This is a genomic window from Tolypothrix tenuis PCC 7101 (assembly GCF_963874875.1).
In the GTDB taxonomy this organism is placed as follows: Bacteria; Cyanobacteriota; Cyanobacteriia; order Cyanobacteriales; family Nostocaceae; genus Aulosira; species Aulosira tenue.
This window is the reverse complement of sequence record NZ_CAWNJS010000001.1, coordinates 6,368,979-6,386,331: the sequence shown is the minus strand read 5'-3', so window position 1 is coordinate 6,386,331 and position 17,353 is coordinate 6,368,979. Positions and strand designations below refer to the sequence as shown.

General features: G+C 38.3%; 11 protein-coding genes. 7 read left to right on the top strand and 4 right to left on the bottom strand.

Going from position 1 to position 17,353, the window contains the following annotated elements; genetic code table 11:
* Positions 1 to 500: 500 nt before the first annotated feature.
* Positions 501 to 1,934, top strand: coding sequence for a carotenoid oxygenase family protein (locus AACU25_RS25225; protein ID WP_096584028.1), 1,434 nt, complete (start codon positions 501 to 503; stop codon positions 1,932 to 1,934).
* Between the two features lie 122 nt (positions 1,935 to 2,056).
* Here AACU25_RS25225 and AACU25_RS25220 read toward each other — a convergent pair whose 3' ends face one another.
* A complete protein-coding gene (locus AACU25_RS25220; RefSeq protein ID WP_096580360.1) occupies positions 2,057 to 3,133 on the bottom strand; it encodes an RNA ligase family protein in 1,077 nt (358 codons plus the stop codon).
* A 258-nt stretch (positions 3,134 to 3,391) separates the two neighbouring features.
* Complete coding sequence (locus AACU25_RS25215) at positions 3,392 to 4,453, bottom strand: BMP family protein (protein WP_096580356.1); 1,062 nt, start codon at positions 4,451 to 4,453, stop codon at positions 3,392 to 3,394.
* 501 nt (positions 4,454 to 4,954) lie between these two features.
* Here AACU25_RS25215 and AACU25_RS25210 point away from each other — a divergent pair.
* From AACU25_RS25210 to AACU25_RS25195, 4 genes are all read left to right on the top strand, one after another.
* Positions 4,955 to 10,402 carry an ATP-binding sensor histidine kinase gene (locus AACU25_RS25210; RefSeq protein ID WP_096580354.1) on the top strand — a complete coding sequence of 1,816 codons (5,448 nt, stop codon included), beginning with the start codon at positions 4,955 to 4,957 and terminating at the stop codon, positions 10,400 to 10,402.
* 328 nt (positions 10,403 to 10,730) lie between these two features.
* Positions 10,731 to 11,174, top strand: a complete 444-nt coding sequence (locus AACU25_RS25205; protein ID WP_096580352.1) for a DoxX family protein — start codon at positions 10,731 to 10,733, stop codon at positions 11,172 to 11,174.
* A 30-nt stretch (positions 11,175 to 11,204) separates the two neighbouring features.
* On the top strand, positions 11,205 to 11,699 hold the full coding sequence (locus AACU25_RS25200; protein ID WP_096580350.1) for an ureidoglycolate lyase: 495 nt from the start codon (positions 11,205 to 11,207) through the stop codon (positions 11,697 to 11,699).
* Positions 11,700 to 11,843: 144 nt separating this feature from the next.
* Complete coding sequence (locus AACU25_RS25195; RefSeq protein ID WP_096580348.1) at positions 11,844 to 12,455, top strand: class I SAM-dependent methyltransferase; 612 nt, start codon at positions 11,844 to 11,846, stop codon at positions 12,453 to 12,455.
* Positions 12,456 to 12,511: 56 nt separating this feature from the next.
* Here the strand turns inward: AACU25_RS25195 and AACU25_RS25190 are convergent, their stop codons facing one another.
* A complete protein-coding gene (locus AACU25_RS25190; protein WP_096580346.1) occupies positions 12,512 to 12,976 on the bottom strand; it encodes a GNAT family N-acetyltransferase in 465 nt (154 codons plus the stop codon).
* Between the two features lie 486 nt (positions 12,977 to 13,462).
* On the opposite strand from AACU25_RS25190, the gene AACU25_RS25185 reads away from it, so the two are divergent.
* Positions 13,463 to 13,663, top strand: a complete 201-nt coding sequence (locus AACU25_RS25185) for a hypothetical protein (RefSeq protein ID WP_096580344.1) — start codon at positions 13,463 to 13,465, stop codon at positions 13,661 to 13,663.
* Positions 13,664 to 13,985: 322 nt separating this feature from the next.
* Positions 13,986 to 15,461, top strand: a complete 1,476-nt coding sequence (locus AACU25_RS25180) for an ABC transporter ATP-binding protein (protein WP_096580342.1) — start codon at positions 13,986 to 13,988, stop codon at positions 15,459 to 15,461.
* A 144-nt stretch (positions 15,462 to 15,605) separates the two neighbouring features.
* Here the strand turns inward: AACU25_RS25180 and AACU25_RS25175 are convergent, their stop codons facing one another.
* On the bottom strand, positions 15,606 to 17,342 hold the full coding sequence (locus tag AACU25_RS25175) for an ABC transporter ATP-binding protein/permease (protein ID WP_096580341.1): 1,737 nt from the start codon (positions 17,340 to 17,342) through the stop codon (positions 15,606 to 15,608).
* Between the last annotated feature and the right edge of the window lie 11 nt (positions 17,343 to 17,353).

The window sequence follows — 17,353 nt, the reverse complement described above, 5'->3', positions numbered from 1 at the left end:
TTATTAGCTTAACCAGCAATCACTACGCTCTAATTCAAGCGAACGTCTGAGCTAAAAGTGGGATAGTAATTATCAATTCAGTACCTTCACCTAGTATAGAATTGATAGATAAAATATCACTGTGCTTTTCTACCATAATCTGACGTGCGATCGCAATTGCTTGTGCAAATTTATCCTGGGAGATATAAGCTTAAATTTTAATGCGGTAAACATTAACCTGTTCCAGTAAAGAGTTTGCCTGTTGGGTGACAACACCAATAAACTGTTCCATCTGTGCAAAATTATGTAGTGAATCAAGCGCGCGCGATCACCCTGACTCAATACATGGAAATTATCTAGCAGTAAGGTGGCGCGTTCCAATCTTTCGTTAAAATAAAAAATATCAGCATCCCTGTGTTATTGAAACAGCAAGCATTTTATACACTGATAAATAAAAAGATTTAGTGTAATGTAAAGGCGATCGCTCGAATCGCCTTTGAGTTGTGAAAGCGAGTTTTATGATGCAGACAATAGAAAAAAAGTCAACAAAAAAAGCTTGGGCAAATGCGATCGCCCAACCTGCGGAAGAATTTCCGTGTACCGAATTACCGATTCTGGCTGGCAAAATTCCTGAAGGCTTACGTGGCACCCTTTACCGCAATGGCCCTGCAAGGCTAGAACGTGGCGGGATTCATGTAGGACATTGGTTTGATGGCGATGGGGCAATTCTAGCTGTAAATTTTACCGATGCTGGAGCCACAGGAGTTTATCGCTATGTGCAAACGGCTGCTTATCAACATGAAACTGCCGCAGGTAAGCTGCTGTATGGTAACTATGGTATGACTGCACCGGGGCCAATTTGGAATCAATGGCGCAGACCGATCAAAAATGTCGCTAACACCTCAGTTTTGGCGTTACCCGATAAACTTCTGGCACTTTGGGAAGGCGATAATCCATATAGTCTCGACCTTCAAAGCTTAGAAACTCAAGGCTTAGATAATTTAGGCGGATTGGATAAAGGATTGCCTTATTCTGCTCATCCTAAAGTTGATTACCAAACAAAAGAGATATTTAACTTTGGTGTTAGTCCCGGGCCAAATGCCATACTTAATATTTTTAAAAGCGATTTTACAGGCAAAATTCTGCAAAAAGCCAAGATTGCATTAGAGGGCTTTCCTGCAATTCATGATTTTGTATTAGCAGGACAGTATCTTGTGTTTTTTGCGCCTGCTGTGCGGGTAAATATTTGGCCTATCCTTTTGGGAACTAGCACATATAGCGATTCTCTCAAATGGCAGCCAGAAGTGGGGACTCAGGTTTTGGTAATTGACCGAGAAAACTTATCATTGGTAAGCCGGGGACAAACCGAACCTTGGTTTCAGTGGCATTTTGCTAACGGTTATGTTGATGCTAGCGGTACAGTAATTGTTGATATTGCCCGCTATCAAGATTTTCAAACTAACCAATATCTCAAGGAAGTAGCTTCAGGAGAAACTCACACTGCTGCTAAAAGTACCTTAACGCGAGTTCATCTGCGTCCAGATACAGGTAAAGTGACAGCAATTCAAGAACTAATAGACAGATTTTGTGAATTTCCGAGTGTACCACAGCAAAATGTCGGACAAGCTTCGCGCTACACCTATATGTCTTCATTCCGCCCAGAATTAGATATTAACCGAGAAATATTAAATGCGATCGCTCGTTTCGATCATCAAACAGAAACCTTCACCGAAGCGGATTTAGGCGAAAATCGCTATTGTTCTGAACCGATTCATGTTCAAGATGCTCAAAATCAAGCACAAAGCTGGCTTTTAACCGTTGTTTATGATGGTAATAGCCATAGTAGCGAAGTTTGGGTATTTGATAGCGATCGCCTAAATGAAACGCCCGTGTGCAAACTTGGATTACCTAGTGTTATTCCTCCAGGTTTTCACGGTACTTGGAAGCAGTCATGAATTTTGGTAATGGGTAATTGGTAATTGGTAATTGGTGATATGGTTCACGTAGGATGCGTTAGCGATAGCGTAACGCATCCATACCAACGCTAATTGTCTCTTTTTTATGTGAATGAAAAACTTTATAATTGTGCATCAACTAGCTGTTGTGATGCTTGATTCAGTTGCTCAATCATACTTTGCTGAATCGTAGGTTCTAAAGAAGTAAAAATACTTGCATACTCTTCTTGGAAACTTTCTAAAACATCTTTTACTAATAATTCCACTAATTGTTGACGCTGTTTTGTATTGTTAGCAGCAACCCTACCAAATTTAGAAATAACATTGTTCAATCTCGTAGGTGTAACCAACGCCAGCATTTCTTGGCTTAATTCTTCTTCAAGACTTATCTGTTGTTGTAGTATAGGCTGTTGTTTTACAGTCCACTTTTGTGCTTGGTGAAATCGGCTATCTTCAGCAAACTCCGGAATTTTCTGCTTAATAATTGGACGGATTTTCTGTTTAGAAGTCTCCACATAAATAGAATGAAGAGGTTTAATTACTACTCCTTCAGCCTTATTAGCAAAATGTAATTTAGGTAAACCTAAAATTGCTGGAATTGTAGATTCAAACTCGATGTTATATGCTAAGGCATCATGATATTTACCGATAAATAACGGTGCAGATGCCATCATTCCTACTTGCTGAAATAGTTTGAGTGCTATTTCATAATCTAAATAGTATTTTTCTGCCGCTTTATCACCCTGCACCACTACAATATCAAAAGCAGAGTATTCTATTTTTGGTGAATAATAAACACCAGTTTGCACAGCCTGCACATGGCTGATAGCGGGTACATCAGGGTGAGGATACTCACCACCAAATAATTCTCCATAAATATATATTTTTTGCAACTGAGTGTCAGATTGCAAAATTCTAAAAATTTCTTGCGCCTGAAAGACTAATTTAGTTTGTAGAGATTGATAGCCAAAAAAATCTTCCCCTGGCTGTAAAAACTCCTTTCTTTTGGCAAAGCGTACCTCAAAACCATCAGTACATATCCCAAAGTTCGCACCATGAATTTTCTCCGTTACCACCCAATCTGTTTTGTTAAACAAGCGATAGTCGGATTCTGTCAAACCCAATTTATTGAAGTTTTCGGGAATTTTATCATAACTGAGATAAGTCCAGTCTGTGATGTTGCTATCCACTGTATTCATAAATAGTAAAACTACGCTTATATTTTTTGTAGTATACTTGTAGTATAAAAATCAAGCAACAAACAGGTAGGGGTACAGCACTGCTCAGTGGTGTCAACTTAACGTGAAACCCTCTTGGTTGCAATGTTTCGCCCTCACCCCCAGCCCCTCTCCCACCAGGAGAGGGGAGCAAGAGATTTAATTCCCCTTCTCCAGGGGGAGAAGGGGTTAGGGGATGAGGGCGAGGGTTTTTGTACAACACACATCGAATACTACAATTTAAACAGCGGCTTTTTTCACACAGCGCGTATCTTTTCCGCCTTCTTTGCAAGCTTCAAAGATAATTTTTTGAGCCACAATATCTTGCTTTGCACTCAAAGCTTTTTGCTGAATTGCTGACGGTACTGCTGTCCCAAATTTTCCTAAAAATAATATATCTGGTCTTTCTAAGCCAATTGTATATATTTGTCCTTTTAATTGTTTTTGCTTTGCTAATTCTGCTATATAAGCTATGGCTAAATCTAAACGTTTGACGGCGCTAGTTAAAACGGCTTTTGGTGCAATATCTAATTGATCATTTGTATTCCCAAAAGCGTATATTCCTTTTTCGCTAGCTGTTTGTAAAACTGCCGCTGAGGCATTATCTAACCATTGATATATCACATCTGTACCGGAAGAAATTAAAGCCAAAGTCGCTTCTTTTGCTTTAGCTACATCATTCCAATCGCCTGTAAAAGTCGAAGTAATTTGAATATTTGGTTTCACCGACTTTGCGCCTAATTCAAATCCTCGCAGTTCGCCTTCGGTAGCAGGAAATTTTTCGCCAGCAATGTAAGCTAATTTATTAGATTTAGTCACAGAAGCGCCGATAATGCCGCATAAATAGCTAGCTTGCAGATGATCTATTCGTAAAGAAGCAATATTATCTCCTTTGAGATTACCATTCACACCCACAAAAAACGTATTGGGAAATTGTGAGGCGACTTGTTCTATTGCGGCATCAAATTGTCCGCCGTGAGCAAAAATGAGATTGTAGCCTTTACGCGCAAAATCAGTTAAAACTTCTGTTTGATCGGCTTGTACTACCTTTTCTACATAAGCTGTTTCTGCACTCAGTTTTTGCTTTGCGAGGTTAACGCCCTCATAGCCAGATTGATTCCAAGCTTTATCGGTAATAATTCCCGGGAGTGCGATCGCTATTTTAAAACCTTCTGTACCGCCTGTAGTGGCAATTGTGGGTGTGCTAGTTTGATTGCTACTGCAAGCTTTGAGGAAAAGGCTAGTAGTAAACGCTGCTGAACCAAATAAGATAAATTCACGCCGACTAAAATTTGTTGTCATACACTGTATTGAAAATGCGGGCTAGAGAAGAACGATTTTGATGCTGGGTTAGCTTGCACTAAGGTTAAACCAACCTACTTTTTGATTATAAAAACACACCCTAAGGGCTAAATTTGAACTTTGATTTATATTTTTGTTTTTAATACTTTATCTCAAGTTTTGTTTAATGCTCAAGTGCTATGACAACACAGCGATAATAAAGCTACCATTTTAAATCCATCAAAACCTATTTCATATATAGGAATACAATGTGATTTTTGAAAAAAATCTCAAAATAGCTTTGGCTGATCCGTTACTAACGCATCCTACGTGAACTTCAAAAATCAAATATGAGTCTTATACCTCTGCATTTCATACTTTAGCCTTCTCCAGTAAAGACGCTACGCCTAGCTTATTTCCCCATAGGGGTACATACTTCATCCTTCTTGTTAGCCAACATCTAGGTAATGGGAATACTTATTTAAGAAAGTAATACCAGCTTGTGCTACGAGGTATGTTGAGATGACTAATGAAAATTACACCCCGATTATTCCTGGATATCAAATTGTTTCTCAACTATATGTGGGCGCTAGAACAAATGTATATCATGCTATTCGAGAATCCGATTCACTTGCAGTCATCATTAAAATGTTGGCTGCTGAATATCCCAGTTTCCACGAACTATTGCAATTTCGTAACCAATATATAATTAGCAAACATCTCAACTTTCCTGGTATTATTCAGCCACTATCGCTAGAAACATATAACAATGGTTATATTCTAGCGATGCCATATACAGGAGATATTTCTTTACAAGAATACGTTAAAAATACTCATCTTTCTCTACTAGAATTTTTGAGTATTGCTATTCAATTAACTAGTATTCTCCAAGAATTACATCACAACCTTGTTATTCATAAAGATATTAAACCAGCAAATATTCTAATTAATCCCCAGACAAAACAAGTTCACCTGATTGACTTTAGTATTGCTTCTCTTTTACCCAAAGAAAGCCCAGAAATTAAGAATCCCAATGTCTTAGAAGGGACACTCGCTTATATTGCACCCGAACAAACTGGGAGGATGAACAGAGGTATAGACTACCGTAGTGATTATTATGCGTTGGGTGTGACATTTTATGAATTATTGAGTGGGGAATTGCCATTTGTTTGTGATGATCCGATGGAGTTAGTGCATTGTCATCTAGCGAAAAATCCTCAGGAATTAGGAAACAGTGAAGAGATACCAAAAGCAATTTCTGATATTGTGATGAAATTGTTGGCGAAAAATGCTGAGGATAGATATCAAAGTGCTTTGGGATTAAAGCATGATTTAGAAAATTGTTTATCTCAATTAAAAAATCATGGCATTATTACAGACTTTGAAATTGGCAAGCGGGATGTGTGCGATCGCTTCCTGATTCCGGAGAAATTATATGGGCGTGAAGCGGAAGTTAGCACTTTGCTAAAAGCGTTTGAGCGCATTGCCAATGGTAATTCAGAAATGATGCTGGTGGCGGGATTTTCGGGTATTGGGAAAACAGCTGTTGTTAATGAAGTCCATAAGCCGATAACCCGTCAAAAAGGCTATTTTATTAAAGGTAAATTTGACCAATTTAATCGTAATATTCCCTTCTCTGCTTTTGTGCAAGTATTCCGCGATTTAATGGGGCAATTACTGGCGGAATCTGATACTCAATTGCAAATTTGGAAAACTAAAATTCTGGCTGCTTTAGGAGATAATGCCCAAGTAATTATTGAGGTAATTCCGGAACTAGAACGGATTATTGGCGCACAATCACCAGCAGCAGAATTATCAGGTATATCTGCCCAAAATCGGTTTAACTTACTCTTTGAGAAATTCATTCAAGTTTTTACCACCCCAGAACATCCTTTAGTGATATTTTTAGATGATTTGCAATGGGCTGATTCTGCGTCGCTGAAGTTGATTGAATTATTGATGGGTGAATCATCCACAGGGCATTTATTATTAATTGGTGCTTATCGAGATAATGAAGTTTTTGCGGCGCATCCTTTGATGTTGACTTTAGATGCGATTGCCAAAGCTCAAGCCAAGGTGAATACTATTACCTTAAAGCCCTTATCACAGCCAAGTTTGAATCAGTTAGTAGCCGATACTTTGCATTGTGCCGCGATATTGGCGCAACCATTAACAGAATTGATCTATCAAAAAACTCAAGGTAATCCTTTTTTTGCCACCCAATTTTTGAAAGCATTACATCAAGATGGATTGATTACATTTGATTCCCAAACTAGATATTGGCAATGTGATATTACTCAGGTAAGCGCTGCGGCATTAACAGATGATGTAGTACAGTTTATGGCGCAGCAATTGCAAAAACTGCCAGTTGAGACACAGGAAGTATTAAAACTAGCGGCTTGTATTGGTAATCAATTTGATTTGGAGACATTAGTAATTATTTCGGAGCAATCAGAAACTACAGTTGCTACTGCCTTATGGAAGGCTTTAGAGTTAGGGTTAATTTTGCCCCAAAGCGAAGTTTATAAATTTTATTTAATCGGCGATCGCGCAGATGTAGATAATACAAATAATGAAAACGCTACCTATCGATTTTTACACGATCGCGTTCAACAAGCGGCTTATTCGCTAATTCCCATCGAGCAAAAACAAACTACTCATCTCACAATTGGGCAACTGTTACTGAAATATACAAACCCAACAGAAATTACTGAAAAAATCTTTGATATAGTTAATCAATTTAAATTAGGAATTGATTTAATTACTGATTACCAAGAGCAAAGAAAATTAGCTGAATTGGCGTTAATTGCTGGGCGCAGAGCTAAACACGCCACAGCTTATGCCGCCGCAGTAGATTATTACAGCATAGCGAGAACATTGTTAGCAAATCATAATTGGCAAGAATTTTATGAATTAATGCTCGCAGTATATACAGAAGCAGTGGAAGCTGCTTATCTTAATACTGATTTTGAGCAGATGGAACAATTAGCGGAAATTGTTCTTACATACGTCAATAATATTTTAGATAGTGTACCAATTTATGAAACCAAAATTTTAGCTTGTGTTGCCAAGAATCAACTGCGGTTAGGATTAGATACAGCTTTGTCTATTCTCCATGATTTGGGTATAGATATTCCTGCCTATCCCACACCAGAAGATATCGGTAAAGCGATGGGGGAAACTCATCAGATATTAGCAGGAAAAGAACCCTTAGAATTAGTTAATTTGCCTTTAATGACAGATGCGCGCACCAAAGCAGCAATTCGCATTTTGTCGAGTATGTTTGGTACTGCTTATAATGGCTGTCCCGAAATGTTACCCATAATTATCGGTAAGCAGGTTAACTTATCAATTGAATATGGTAATACTACCTTATCGGCTTTTGCTTATGCAAATTATGGCTTAATTCTTTGTGCTTTTACTGGTGCTGTAGAAACAAGCTATCAATTTGGGCAACTAGCATTAAATTTAATAGAGCAATTCTCGGCTGAAGAACTACGTGCCAAAATCACAGCTGTATTCAACAATTTTATTAGACATTGGCAAGATCCTCTGCAAAAAACCCTAGAATCTTTACTCACAGGTTATCAAAGTGGATTGACAACGGGGGATTTAGAATGGGCGGTATGGTGCATATTTGGCTATAGTTTCCAATCTTACTGTGTTGGTAAAGAATTGACAGAATTAGAAGCAGAATTAGCCACCTATGGGATAGCGATCGCAGAACTAAAACAAACCACAGCCTTGAATTATCACAAAGCTTATCACCAAGCGGTTTTAAATTTACTAGGTGACAGTCAAGTTCCTTATCGTTTGGTTGGTGATGTCTACAACGAAGATTTGATGTTACCCCAACACCAACAAGTTAACGATCGCCCGGCTGTTTATCATGTACAAATTAACAAAGTAATTCTCTGCTACTTGTTTGGCGAATACGAACAAGCGATCGCCCAAGCCACTCTTGCTGAACAATATTTAGATGGCGTACCAGGATTATTTGTTAGCGTTTTGCTGCCTTTTTATGATGCTTTAGCGCAGTTGGCAATCTTAAAATCTGTGACTGAAGAATCATCTCATATTTGGCAGCGCGTTCAAAGTCATCAAACAAAACTCAAGCAATATGCAGATTATGCCCCCAATAATCATTTACATAAATTGCATTTAGTAGAAGCTGAATGTTGTCGCGTGTCTGGTAATTCTTACACAGCAATGGAACTCTATGATCGTGCCATAGCAGGAGCTAAAGACAACGGCTACCTGCAAGAAGAAGCCTTAGCAAACGAACTTGCCGCTAAATTTTACCTTGATTGGGGTAAAGAAAATGTAGCTGCGGGTTATATGCAGTCAGCTTATTATTGCTATTCCCGTTGGGGTGCAAAAGCCAAAACCGATGATTTAGCCAATCGCTACCCCGATTTACTACGCCCAGTTTTACAGCCAGCCAGCCAAAGCTGGAATCCCCTAGAAAATCTGGCAACTCTTGCTACTTCCCGCACCTCAGTTCATGCTTCTACAAATGTTACCCAAGCTGCTAGTCAGAGTCTCAACACAGCTCTAGATTTTGCTGCCGTTCTCAAAGCTTCTCAAACTCTTTCGAGTACAATTCATTTTGATGAACTACTGCGCCAATTAACTCAAATTATTCTGCAAAACTCTGGTGGTGATCGCTGTGCTTTAATCTTACCCCATAGTGATGGTAATTGGTATCTCCAAGCCATTGCAACACCAGAAACTACAGAACTTTGCTCGCAACCGCTAGAAGGAAACTGTAATATACCAGTCAAGCTGATTCAGTATGTTAAAAATAGCCAAGAAGTTGTAGTAATTGAGCATCTGAAAACAGATTTACCTGTCATTGATGAATATTTCACTCAACAGCAACCTAAAAGTATCTTGTGCTTGCCAATTCTCCATCAAGGACATTTGATTGGGATTTTGTATTTGAAGAATCGTTCTACCAGTGGTGTATTTACGAGCGATCGCATCCTGATTTTAGATTTTCTTTGTACCCAAGCTGCCATTTCTTTAGAAAATGCTCGACTGTATCAACAAATCGCTAATTATTCCCAAAATCTAGAAGCAGAAGTAGAGCAAAAAACCCAGGCACTCAATCAAAAAGCTCAAGATTTAGAAGATACATTGCAACATCTACAAAAAACCCATGCTCAATTAATTCATTCTGAAAAGATGTCATCATTGGGGCAATTAGTAGCAGGAATTGCTCACGAAATTAACAATCCTATCAGTTTTATTAAGGGCAATATCGACCATTTAGAAAATTACATTGCCGACTTGATGAGTTTAATCACACTTTACCAGCAAGAATATCCTCAACCTTCTGCCAAAATTCAAGCTAAACAAGATGAAATCGATATTGATTTTCTTTATAAAGATGTAATTGACATTTTGCAATCAATGGAATCAGGGAGCGATCGCATCCGTCAGATTGTCTTGAGTTTACGTAACTTTTCTCGCTTAGATGAAGCACCGATTAAAGCAGTAGATTTACATAGTGGCATCGAAAGTACAGTATTAATTTTGCAAAATCGCTTACAAGCTTATAAAAACCAACCCGAGATAAAACTCATTAAACAATATGCTAATCTTCCCCCCGTCACCTGCTATCCGGGACAGATGAATCAAGTATTTTTGCATATCCTGAATAATGCTATTGATGCGATTCGCGAAGCTGGACAAAATATCGAACAGCCACAAATTTGGATTCGTACAGAAGTAGTTGAAAATGAGCAGATAAAAATTGCGATCGCCAATACCAGCAGCTTTATTCCCTTGCATATTCAACAACGGATATTTGAACCATTTTTCACTACTAAGCCTATAGGTAGGGGTACAGGTTTAGGATTATTTGTTAGCTATTCCATTATTAAAAAACATGGTGGTAATATCACTGTCAATTCTCTACCTCAACAAGAAACAGAATTTGTAATTACCATCCCAATAGCACCTTAGTTTACCGTAGGATGCCTTAGCGATAGCGTAACGCATCCGAATTTTCTTGATAAATAACCCTTGATTCTCACTGTAGGCTGAAGACAAAATTACATTAATCGTCAAAACTGAAGACAAGTGAGTAATTAACAATTCGTAGTTACTAATACCCTGTGGGTTCGCGATAGGTTGCAAAGCCAAGGCTTACGCCCACGTAATTACGTGATGAATGGGGATTTAAACTCCACCATAACGGTATAAACTGTCTGAGGTTTGGGACTCTAACCCTTTGCTTAATTACAAATTACGAATTACGAATTAATAATTATGTTGAGATTAGGTAACTCAAATGTACAAAAATAAAGAACTTTGGCGTGTCATCCTAGCAGTATCAATCATCATTGTAGGAGTGACACACTTTTTAGTGCCACAACCATACGTTAAAATTATGCCTCCGCAACTGCCATATCCTTTAGAATTAGTTTATCTCAGCGGCTTTTATGAAATTTTAGGTGGGATAGGTTTATTGGTTCCACCTGTGAGTCAAGCCGCAGCTTGGGGATTAATTTTATTATTTATTGCGGTTTTCCCTGCGAATATCAATATGGCAGTTAATCATATTAAGATTGAAACCATACCATATTCAGATTCGCCTTGGTTACAAGCAATCCGGCTTCCTTTCCAAGCAGTTTTTATTGCTTGGGCTTGGTGGTATACCAAACCTTCAGATAAAGCCAAACAAGCGTCAATAATTCCTAAATCACTGATTCCCAAATCACTAGAATGGGAATAATTTAAATTTTAAATCTTGATAGGTTTTTATATGAGTACATCACAGACAGTCCAACAATTACAAGCTCAATTGGTAACACCAGAAAATTTTCGGCGTTATGGACAGGTGATTTTTGCAAGTACAGATGGTAAAGCTTTTGATGTAGAAGATGCACAATTAAATCTGCAAAATGGCACGCCACGCTTTTATATTATGCGCTTGCATCGTAAAGGGCGCAGTTTTCATAAAATTACCCGTCATGTGCAATGTACTCAATGTTTAGGTTCATTGGAAGGTAAGGATTGGTTAATTGCAGTTTGTCCTCCTCATAATGATGTAAATGAACCAGCTTTAGAAGAAATCGCCGCTTTTCGCATTCCAGGGAATTGTTTTATTAAGTTAGAGGTAGGAACTTGGCACGCGGGGCCATATTTTGACCATGAATTCGTAGATTTTTATAATTTAGAATTAAGCAATACCAATGTGGTAGACCATTTTACTCATGATTTTCTCAAGAGTCATCAATTAAAGTTTGAAATGGCGTAACCTGGGTGAGTAAAGAAGTATAGGAAGTGATTAATTCCAGTAAATTGTAAATAAATGAGTTACAGATTGTTGTTAGGATACAATCTTATTGTATCCCTAATTGTATACTTCATTTACCTGCAAATACTGTAATTATTGCTAACTATGGCTAGTGAATTTATAAGTAACAAAAAGCAAATTTTTGATATTTGGGCACCAAGCTACGACTGGCTTTTACCCTCTGTGTTCTATCAAACTATTCACAAACGGTTGCTAGAATTTGTCGATTTACCACCTCACCCAAATGTATTAGATTTAGGCTGTGGTACTGGAAGGTTACTCGAACGCCTAGCTGCAAAGTTTCCCGATTTGCGTGGAACTGGATTAGATTTATCGAGTGAGATGTTGCGGGTAGCCAGACGCAATAATCGCCATCGTCCCCGGTTAATTTATGTTGAAGGTAAAGCGGAGTCTCTTCCCTTTGCTGAAGGACAATTTAATGCAGTTTTCAACACGATCAGTTTTTTACACTATTTGGAACCGCAACAGATTTTCAGCGAAGTGGCGCGAGTGCTTTCACCAGGCGGATGCTTTTATTTAGTTGACACCACATTGAAAAGTAAATCTGAAGTGCAAATAACAATGGGTTCTCTAGGAAAAGTGAGATTTTATAGTCCTAATCAACGGGAAGTTATGGGGGCTGCTGTTGGTTTAGATTGTGTTGGACACTATTATTTATTAGGGCCTGTTTTATTGACGGTTTTTGCTAAGAAATAATAGCTTTGGTGCGGATGCGTTACGCTAGCGCTAACGCATCCTACTACAATTACCCATCACCGATTCTGATATTGCATAAACACTACAGGAACCCGAATCAGTTTTTTTCCTAATTGTGACAAGCCGAACTTAGATTTAAGCGATCGCGGTAATTCTTCAAAGGCGATCGCAACAAAGCCAAAACGACTGTAAAATTCTGCTAGACGCTGTCCTAGGCATTCTAGATATAACGGTTGCGTGGCTGTAGTGATGAGATGCTGTGTCAGTAAACTCCCCAAACCGCGATCGCGCCAAGCTGGTGTTATTACCAAGCTACCCAGTTCTTGAGTATCATCAAAGTTGCGTAGCTGTCCGCAAGCTGCTAATTTTCCATTACACTCAATTACCCAAAATTGTTGCCAGCGTAATTGAGTTGGATCGAGTTTAGCAGATAACACCAAAAACCGAATCGGCCAATTATCTTGAGATGTTGCTTTGCGGAGAGTACAGCCAGATGGTAATTCTAAATTGCTCTGGTTCATTAATTATTCTTATATAATTTATCTTACAAAAATTTCGATTTTACGGTTATTCAATTTACTCAGAATCTACGGCTAAATCATAGAAGTCATATTTGATTTTTGCAAAGTGATTATACATCTATAGGCATCCGATTTTATTTCCGAGAAAACTCAGCTATCTGATGCGTTACGCTATCGCTAACGCATCCTACGTGAACTGCTAAATCATAGGAATCATATTTGATTTTTGCAAAGCGCTTCTACATTTATATATTTTCTCATCTATTACCTCTTGATAATTTAAATTTTGTAATCCTTACCAATGACAGATGACTAATAACAAATTACAGGTTAAAAGATTGATTTTTAATTGCGCCTACTACTTAACAGGTTAAACATTACTTCCGATAGAGGTATGAAGCAGCCTTAACCATATTCTAGATAGATTAAATTTCCATTCACATATTCATAAAATAAGGCATAAATTAAATCACAGGAGCCTTAATTATGTCTGAACAACAAAAGCATCAATCTAATAGCGAAGGTACTACCCCTACAGCCTCTGGTGGTTATCAAACCCCCTTAGAAGATAGCATCCGCAAAACTGGTGATGCAGAACAAAGCGATGCTAGAGAAACTGCAAAACCAGAAGCACCAGGCGAAGATAATGTAGCAGGTAGCCCCAATCAAGGTACTGAATCTCGCTAATTATTCCCAACTCTGGAAAATTGATATCTGAGCAGGGTCTTGTTCTTTTGGCACTAATTCAGCAAATTATGAGTGGAGAATTGTACTCTCATAGGCAATTTCCACTCATTTTTGTTGGTTATATAGGAATAAAGTTTGATTCCTGAAAAAATGTCAGATGCGTTACGCTATCGCTAACGCATCCTACGTGAACTTCAAAAATATGAGTCCTATATATTTCAAAAATTAAATATCAGTATTATAGTAGTTCTAAATTGCGTTTAAGTTGCCATCATTAGGGCAAGCTTTTCTCTTGTCCCTGAAAGTATCAACTCTGATTCAGATGAACTATTTACGGCTGCAAAATATTTCTAAACGCTTTGGGTCTTTTGTGGCTAACGATAATATTAGCCTGAGTGTGGCATCGGGGACAATTCATGCAATTTTAGGTGAAAATGGTGCTGGTAAGAGTACTTTAATGAATATTATTAGTGGACTCTATCAGCCTGATGCTGGTGAAATTTATTTACAAGAAAAACCTATAAAAATTACTTCACCTCATGCAGCAATTAAATTGGGAATTGGCATGATTCATCAGCATTTCATGCTTGTACCTCAATTAACTGTGACAGAAAATATTATTTTAGGAACTGAGAAAAGCTGGTGGCTGAATTTACGCCAGAAACAACAAGAAATTGCTGCATTATCTCAAGCTTACGGTTTAGAAATTGACCCCACTGCTAAAGTAGAAAATTTGCCTGTTGGGGCACAACAAAGGGTGGAAATTCTCAAGGTTCTTTACCGTAAAGTTAAGTTATTGATTCTCGATGAACCTACAGCCGTATTGACACCAAAAGAAGTAGAATCATTAATTGCAATTTTGCGCCAACTCGCAGCCGCAGGTAACACAATTATTTTTATCAGCCACAAATTAGAAGAAGTTATGCATCTCTGCGAGACTGTCACAGTTTTGCGACAGGGAAAGGTTGTAGCTACAACCACCACAAAAGCAGCTACATCCCAGCAGTTAGCAGATTTAATGGTAGGGCGCGAGGTGGCTTTACAGTTAAATAAAAGCCCGAAATCAACAGGGGAAATTGTGCTGTCGGTGCAAAATTTACAGGTTGCTGATGATAAAGGTATTTCTACTGTCCGCAATATATCTTTTGAATTGCAGGCTGGGGAAATTTTAGGTGTGGCGGGTGTCGATGGAAATGGACAGCGAGAATTAGCAGATGCGATCGCTCTTTTACGCACTATTGTCCAAGGTAAAATCGAGTTTAGCCACAATCCTTGCGTAGTGGGCTACATCCCAGAAGATAGGCAAACAATGGGCTTGGTGATGCAATTTAGCATTGCCCAAAACTTAATTTTAAAGGCTTTTAAACATTTACCATTTTGTCGCCGTTTTTTGTTACAACAAGAAGCGATCGCTAATCATGCTCAAACTGCAATCCAAGAATTTGATATTCGCACCACAGGCAAAGATATTAAGGTAAGCCAGCTTTCCGGCGGAAATCAGCAAAAGGTGGTGTTAGCGCGAGAATTAGCCCGCCAACCAAGTGTAATCGTCGCTATGCAACCTACCAGAGGCTTAGATGTGGTTGCAACCGCAGCAGTTCATACGCGATTATTAACAGAACGCGATCGCGGTGCCGCAATTGTGTATATTTCTACTGAGTTAGAAGAAGTCATGGCAATGAGCGATCGCATTGCTGTAATTTACAGAGGTGAATTTGTCGCCATTTTAGATGCACATACGGCGACAGTAGCGGAGATTGGTTTGTTGATGGGTGGGGGATTGGGGAATGGGGACTAGGGACTGGGGATTGGGGACAAATCAATTCAAAATTCAAAATTCAAAATTCAAAATTAAAGAACTCCTCGGGATTGGGGACAAGGAAGAAATTACCAATTACCATGCCCAATGCCCAATGCCCAATGCCCCATGCCCCATGCCCAATTATCCGATACACTTAATTTCCCACTTTTCGCCATCACATAAATCTAAAACTTGTTGATGATATTTAAAGAGACTCTGACGATGTCCAACACTAATAAAAGTTGTTTGTGTGTTGTACAAATGTTGATAAAGATTCTCTTCGTTTTTAATATCTAAAGCGCTAGTAGCTTCATCTAAAATTACATAATCTGGTTGAGATATTAAAATTCTCGCGAACGCAACGCGCTGTTGTTCGCCTAAAGATAGCACATCAGACCAATCTTTTTCGACATCAAAACCGCCAAATCTTGCGGCTAAATCTGGTAAATTGACTTTTTGTAAAATTTGCTCGAGTTCTTGGTCACTGATATTAGTATTAACTTGGGGATATACTAACTGCTCGCGGAGAGTTCCCAATATCATATAAGGACGTTGAGGTAAAAATAGGATTTCCTCAAGGTTGGGACGACTAATTGTACCAGTACCAGACTTCCATAAACCTGCGATCGCTCGCAATAGAGAACTTTTTCCACAGCCACTTGTGCCGACAATTAATAGCCCTTGTGCTGGTTGCAATGTCAGCGAAACGTCGTGAAATAATATTCTTTGATAGTTTGGTGTATACAATGTCAGGTTGTGAATTGCTAAATGGCTATTTTCGACAGTCTGAATTGTTGAATTCGGAACTATTTCGCAGGAATCGCTATTTTTAGGTTCTTTGAGAAAATAATTTAATTCAGCTAACCTTTCAATGGCTGCTGCAAAACCAGTCAATTGATTAAATGTGCGAGTAATCACATACATATCCCAAAACAGGATTAAGAATGCTCCTTGTGCTTCGGTATATTTTCCAATATCTAGTTGTCCCGATAGCACTAGTGGAGCCATAATTACTGCAGGGATGATTTGGGGTATAAATTCATAAATTTTGACAAATCCATTTAAATATAATTCCTGCCATAGCAGCAGATAATTATAATTTTTAAATACTAAATCAAACAAAGATTTAATATGGCTTAATTCTTGTGCTTCGCCTCGATAAAAAGCTACAGACTCAGCATTTTCTCGCAATCGGACTAAGCCAAAACGAAAGTTAGCTTCTTTTTTATTCTGGTCGAAGTTGATTTTAACTAATTTTTTACCAAAAAAACCTGCCGTTACAAGAGTTCCACTGACGGCATAAACGACCAAAACAATCATTAGATTTGGTGAAATAAACCAGAGGACTGCAGTAAAAGCAATCATCTGTAAAGTAGCGTATAACACGTCAAAAAACAAAGAAATAAACCCATCAACAAAACTGAATATATCTTGAGATATCCGTTGATCTGGGTTATCAAGTTCTCTTTGGGATTGAGTAAGCTGATAAAAAGACCGATTTCTAAAATAGTGATTGAGGAAATGCTCCGTTAGCCAGCGTCGCCAGTAAAGAGTTAGCTTTTTTCTGATATAGTTGTAAGCTGCCCAAACTAAAACTAAAAAAAGGTATAAACCCAGCAAATAACTGATTGTTTCCCAGAATGTACTAGAATTTTTTGCCGTTAGCGCAGATAGTACATTACCCTTTTGAGTGTTAACAATGACATCTATTTGTGTAGTAGATACAACAATCAATATGAGAATTGACAGCAACCCAATTGCCCCAAATTTCTCTTCGCTTTGCCAATAAAGTTTTCCTACCTGCCAAAAGCGTTGTAAAAAAGTTGGGTCAATATTTGTGATTTTACTCAGCTTCAATACTATATTTTGCTTATTCATAGGCGATTTTA

What these genes read in the sequence shown, in the direction of transcription:
- AACU25_RS25195 (WP_096580348.1), top strand. Translation starts at nt 11,844, where the DNA reads ATGGCTAGTGAATTTATAAGTAACAAAAAGCAAATTTTTGATATTTGG.
- AACU25_RS25220 (WP_096580360.1), bottom strand. Translation starts at nt 3,133, where the DNA reads ATGAATACAGTGGATAGCAACATCACAGACTGGACTTATCTCAGTTAT.
- AACU25_RS25175 (WP_096580341.1), bottom strand. Translation starts at nt 17,342, where the DNA reads ATGAATAAGCAAAATATAGTATTGAAGCTGAGTAAAATCACAAATATT.
- AACU25_RS25200 (WP_096580350.1), top strand. Translation starts at nt 11,205, where the DNA reads ATGAGTACATCACAGACAGTCCAACAATTACAAGCTCAATTGGTAACA.
- AACU25_RS25210 (WP_096580354.1), top strand. Translation starts at nt 4,955, where the DNA reads ATGACTAATGAAAATTACACCCCGATTATTCCTGGATATCAAATTGTT.
- AACU25_RS25215 (WP_096580356.1), bottom strand. Translation starts at nt 4,453, where the DNA reads ATGACAACAAATTTTAGTCGGCGTGAATTTATCTTATTTGGTTCAGCA.
- AACU25_RS25205 (WP_096580352.1), top strand. Translation starts at nt 10,731, where the DNA reads ATGTACAAAAATAAAGAACTTTGGCGTGTCATCCTAGCAGTATCAATC.
- AACU25_RS25180 (WP_096580342.1), top strand. Translation starts at nt 13,986, where the DNA reads ATGAACTATTTACGGCTGCAAAATATTTCTAAACGCTTTGGGTCTTTT.
- AACU25_RS25225 (WP_096584028.1), top strand. Translation starts at nt 501, where the DNA reads ATGCAGACAATAGAAAAAAAGTCAACAAAAAAAGCTTGGGCAAATGCG.
- AACU25_RS25190 (WP_096580346.1), bottom strand. Translation starts at nt 12,976, where the DNA reads ATGAACCAGAGCAATTTAGAATTACCATCTGGCTGTACTCTCCGCAAA.
- AACU25_RS25185 (WP_096580344.1), top strand. Translation starts at nt 13,463, where the DNA reads ATGTCTGAACAACAAAAGCATCAATCTAATAGCGAAGGTACTACCCCT.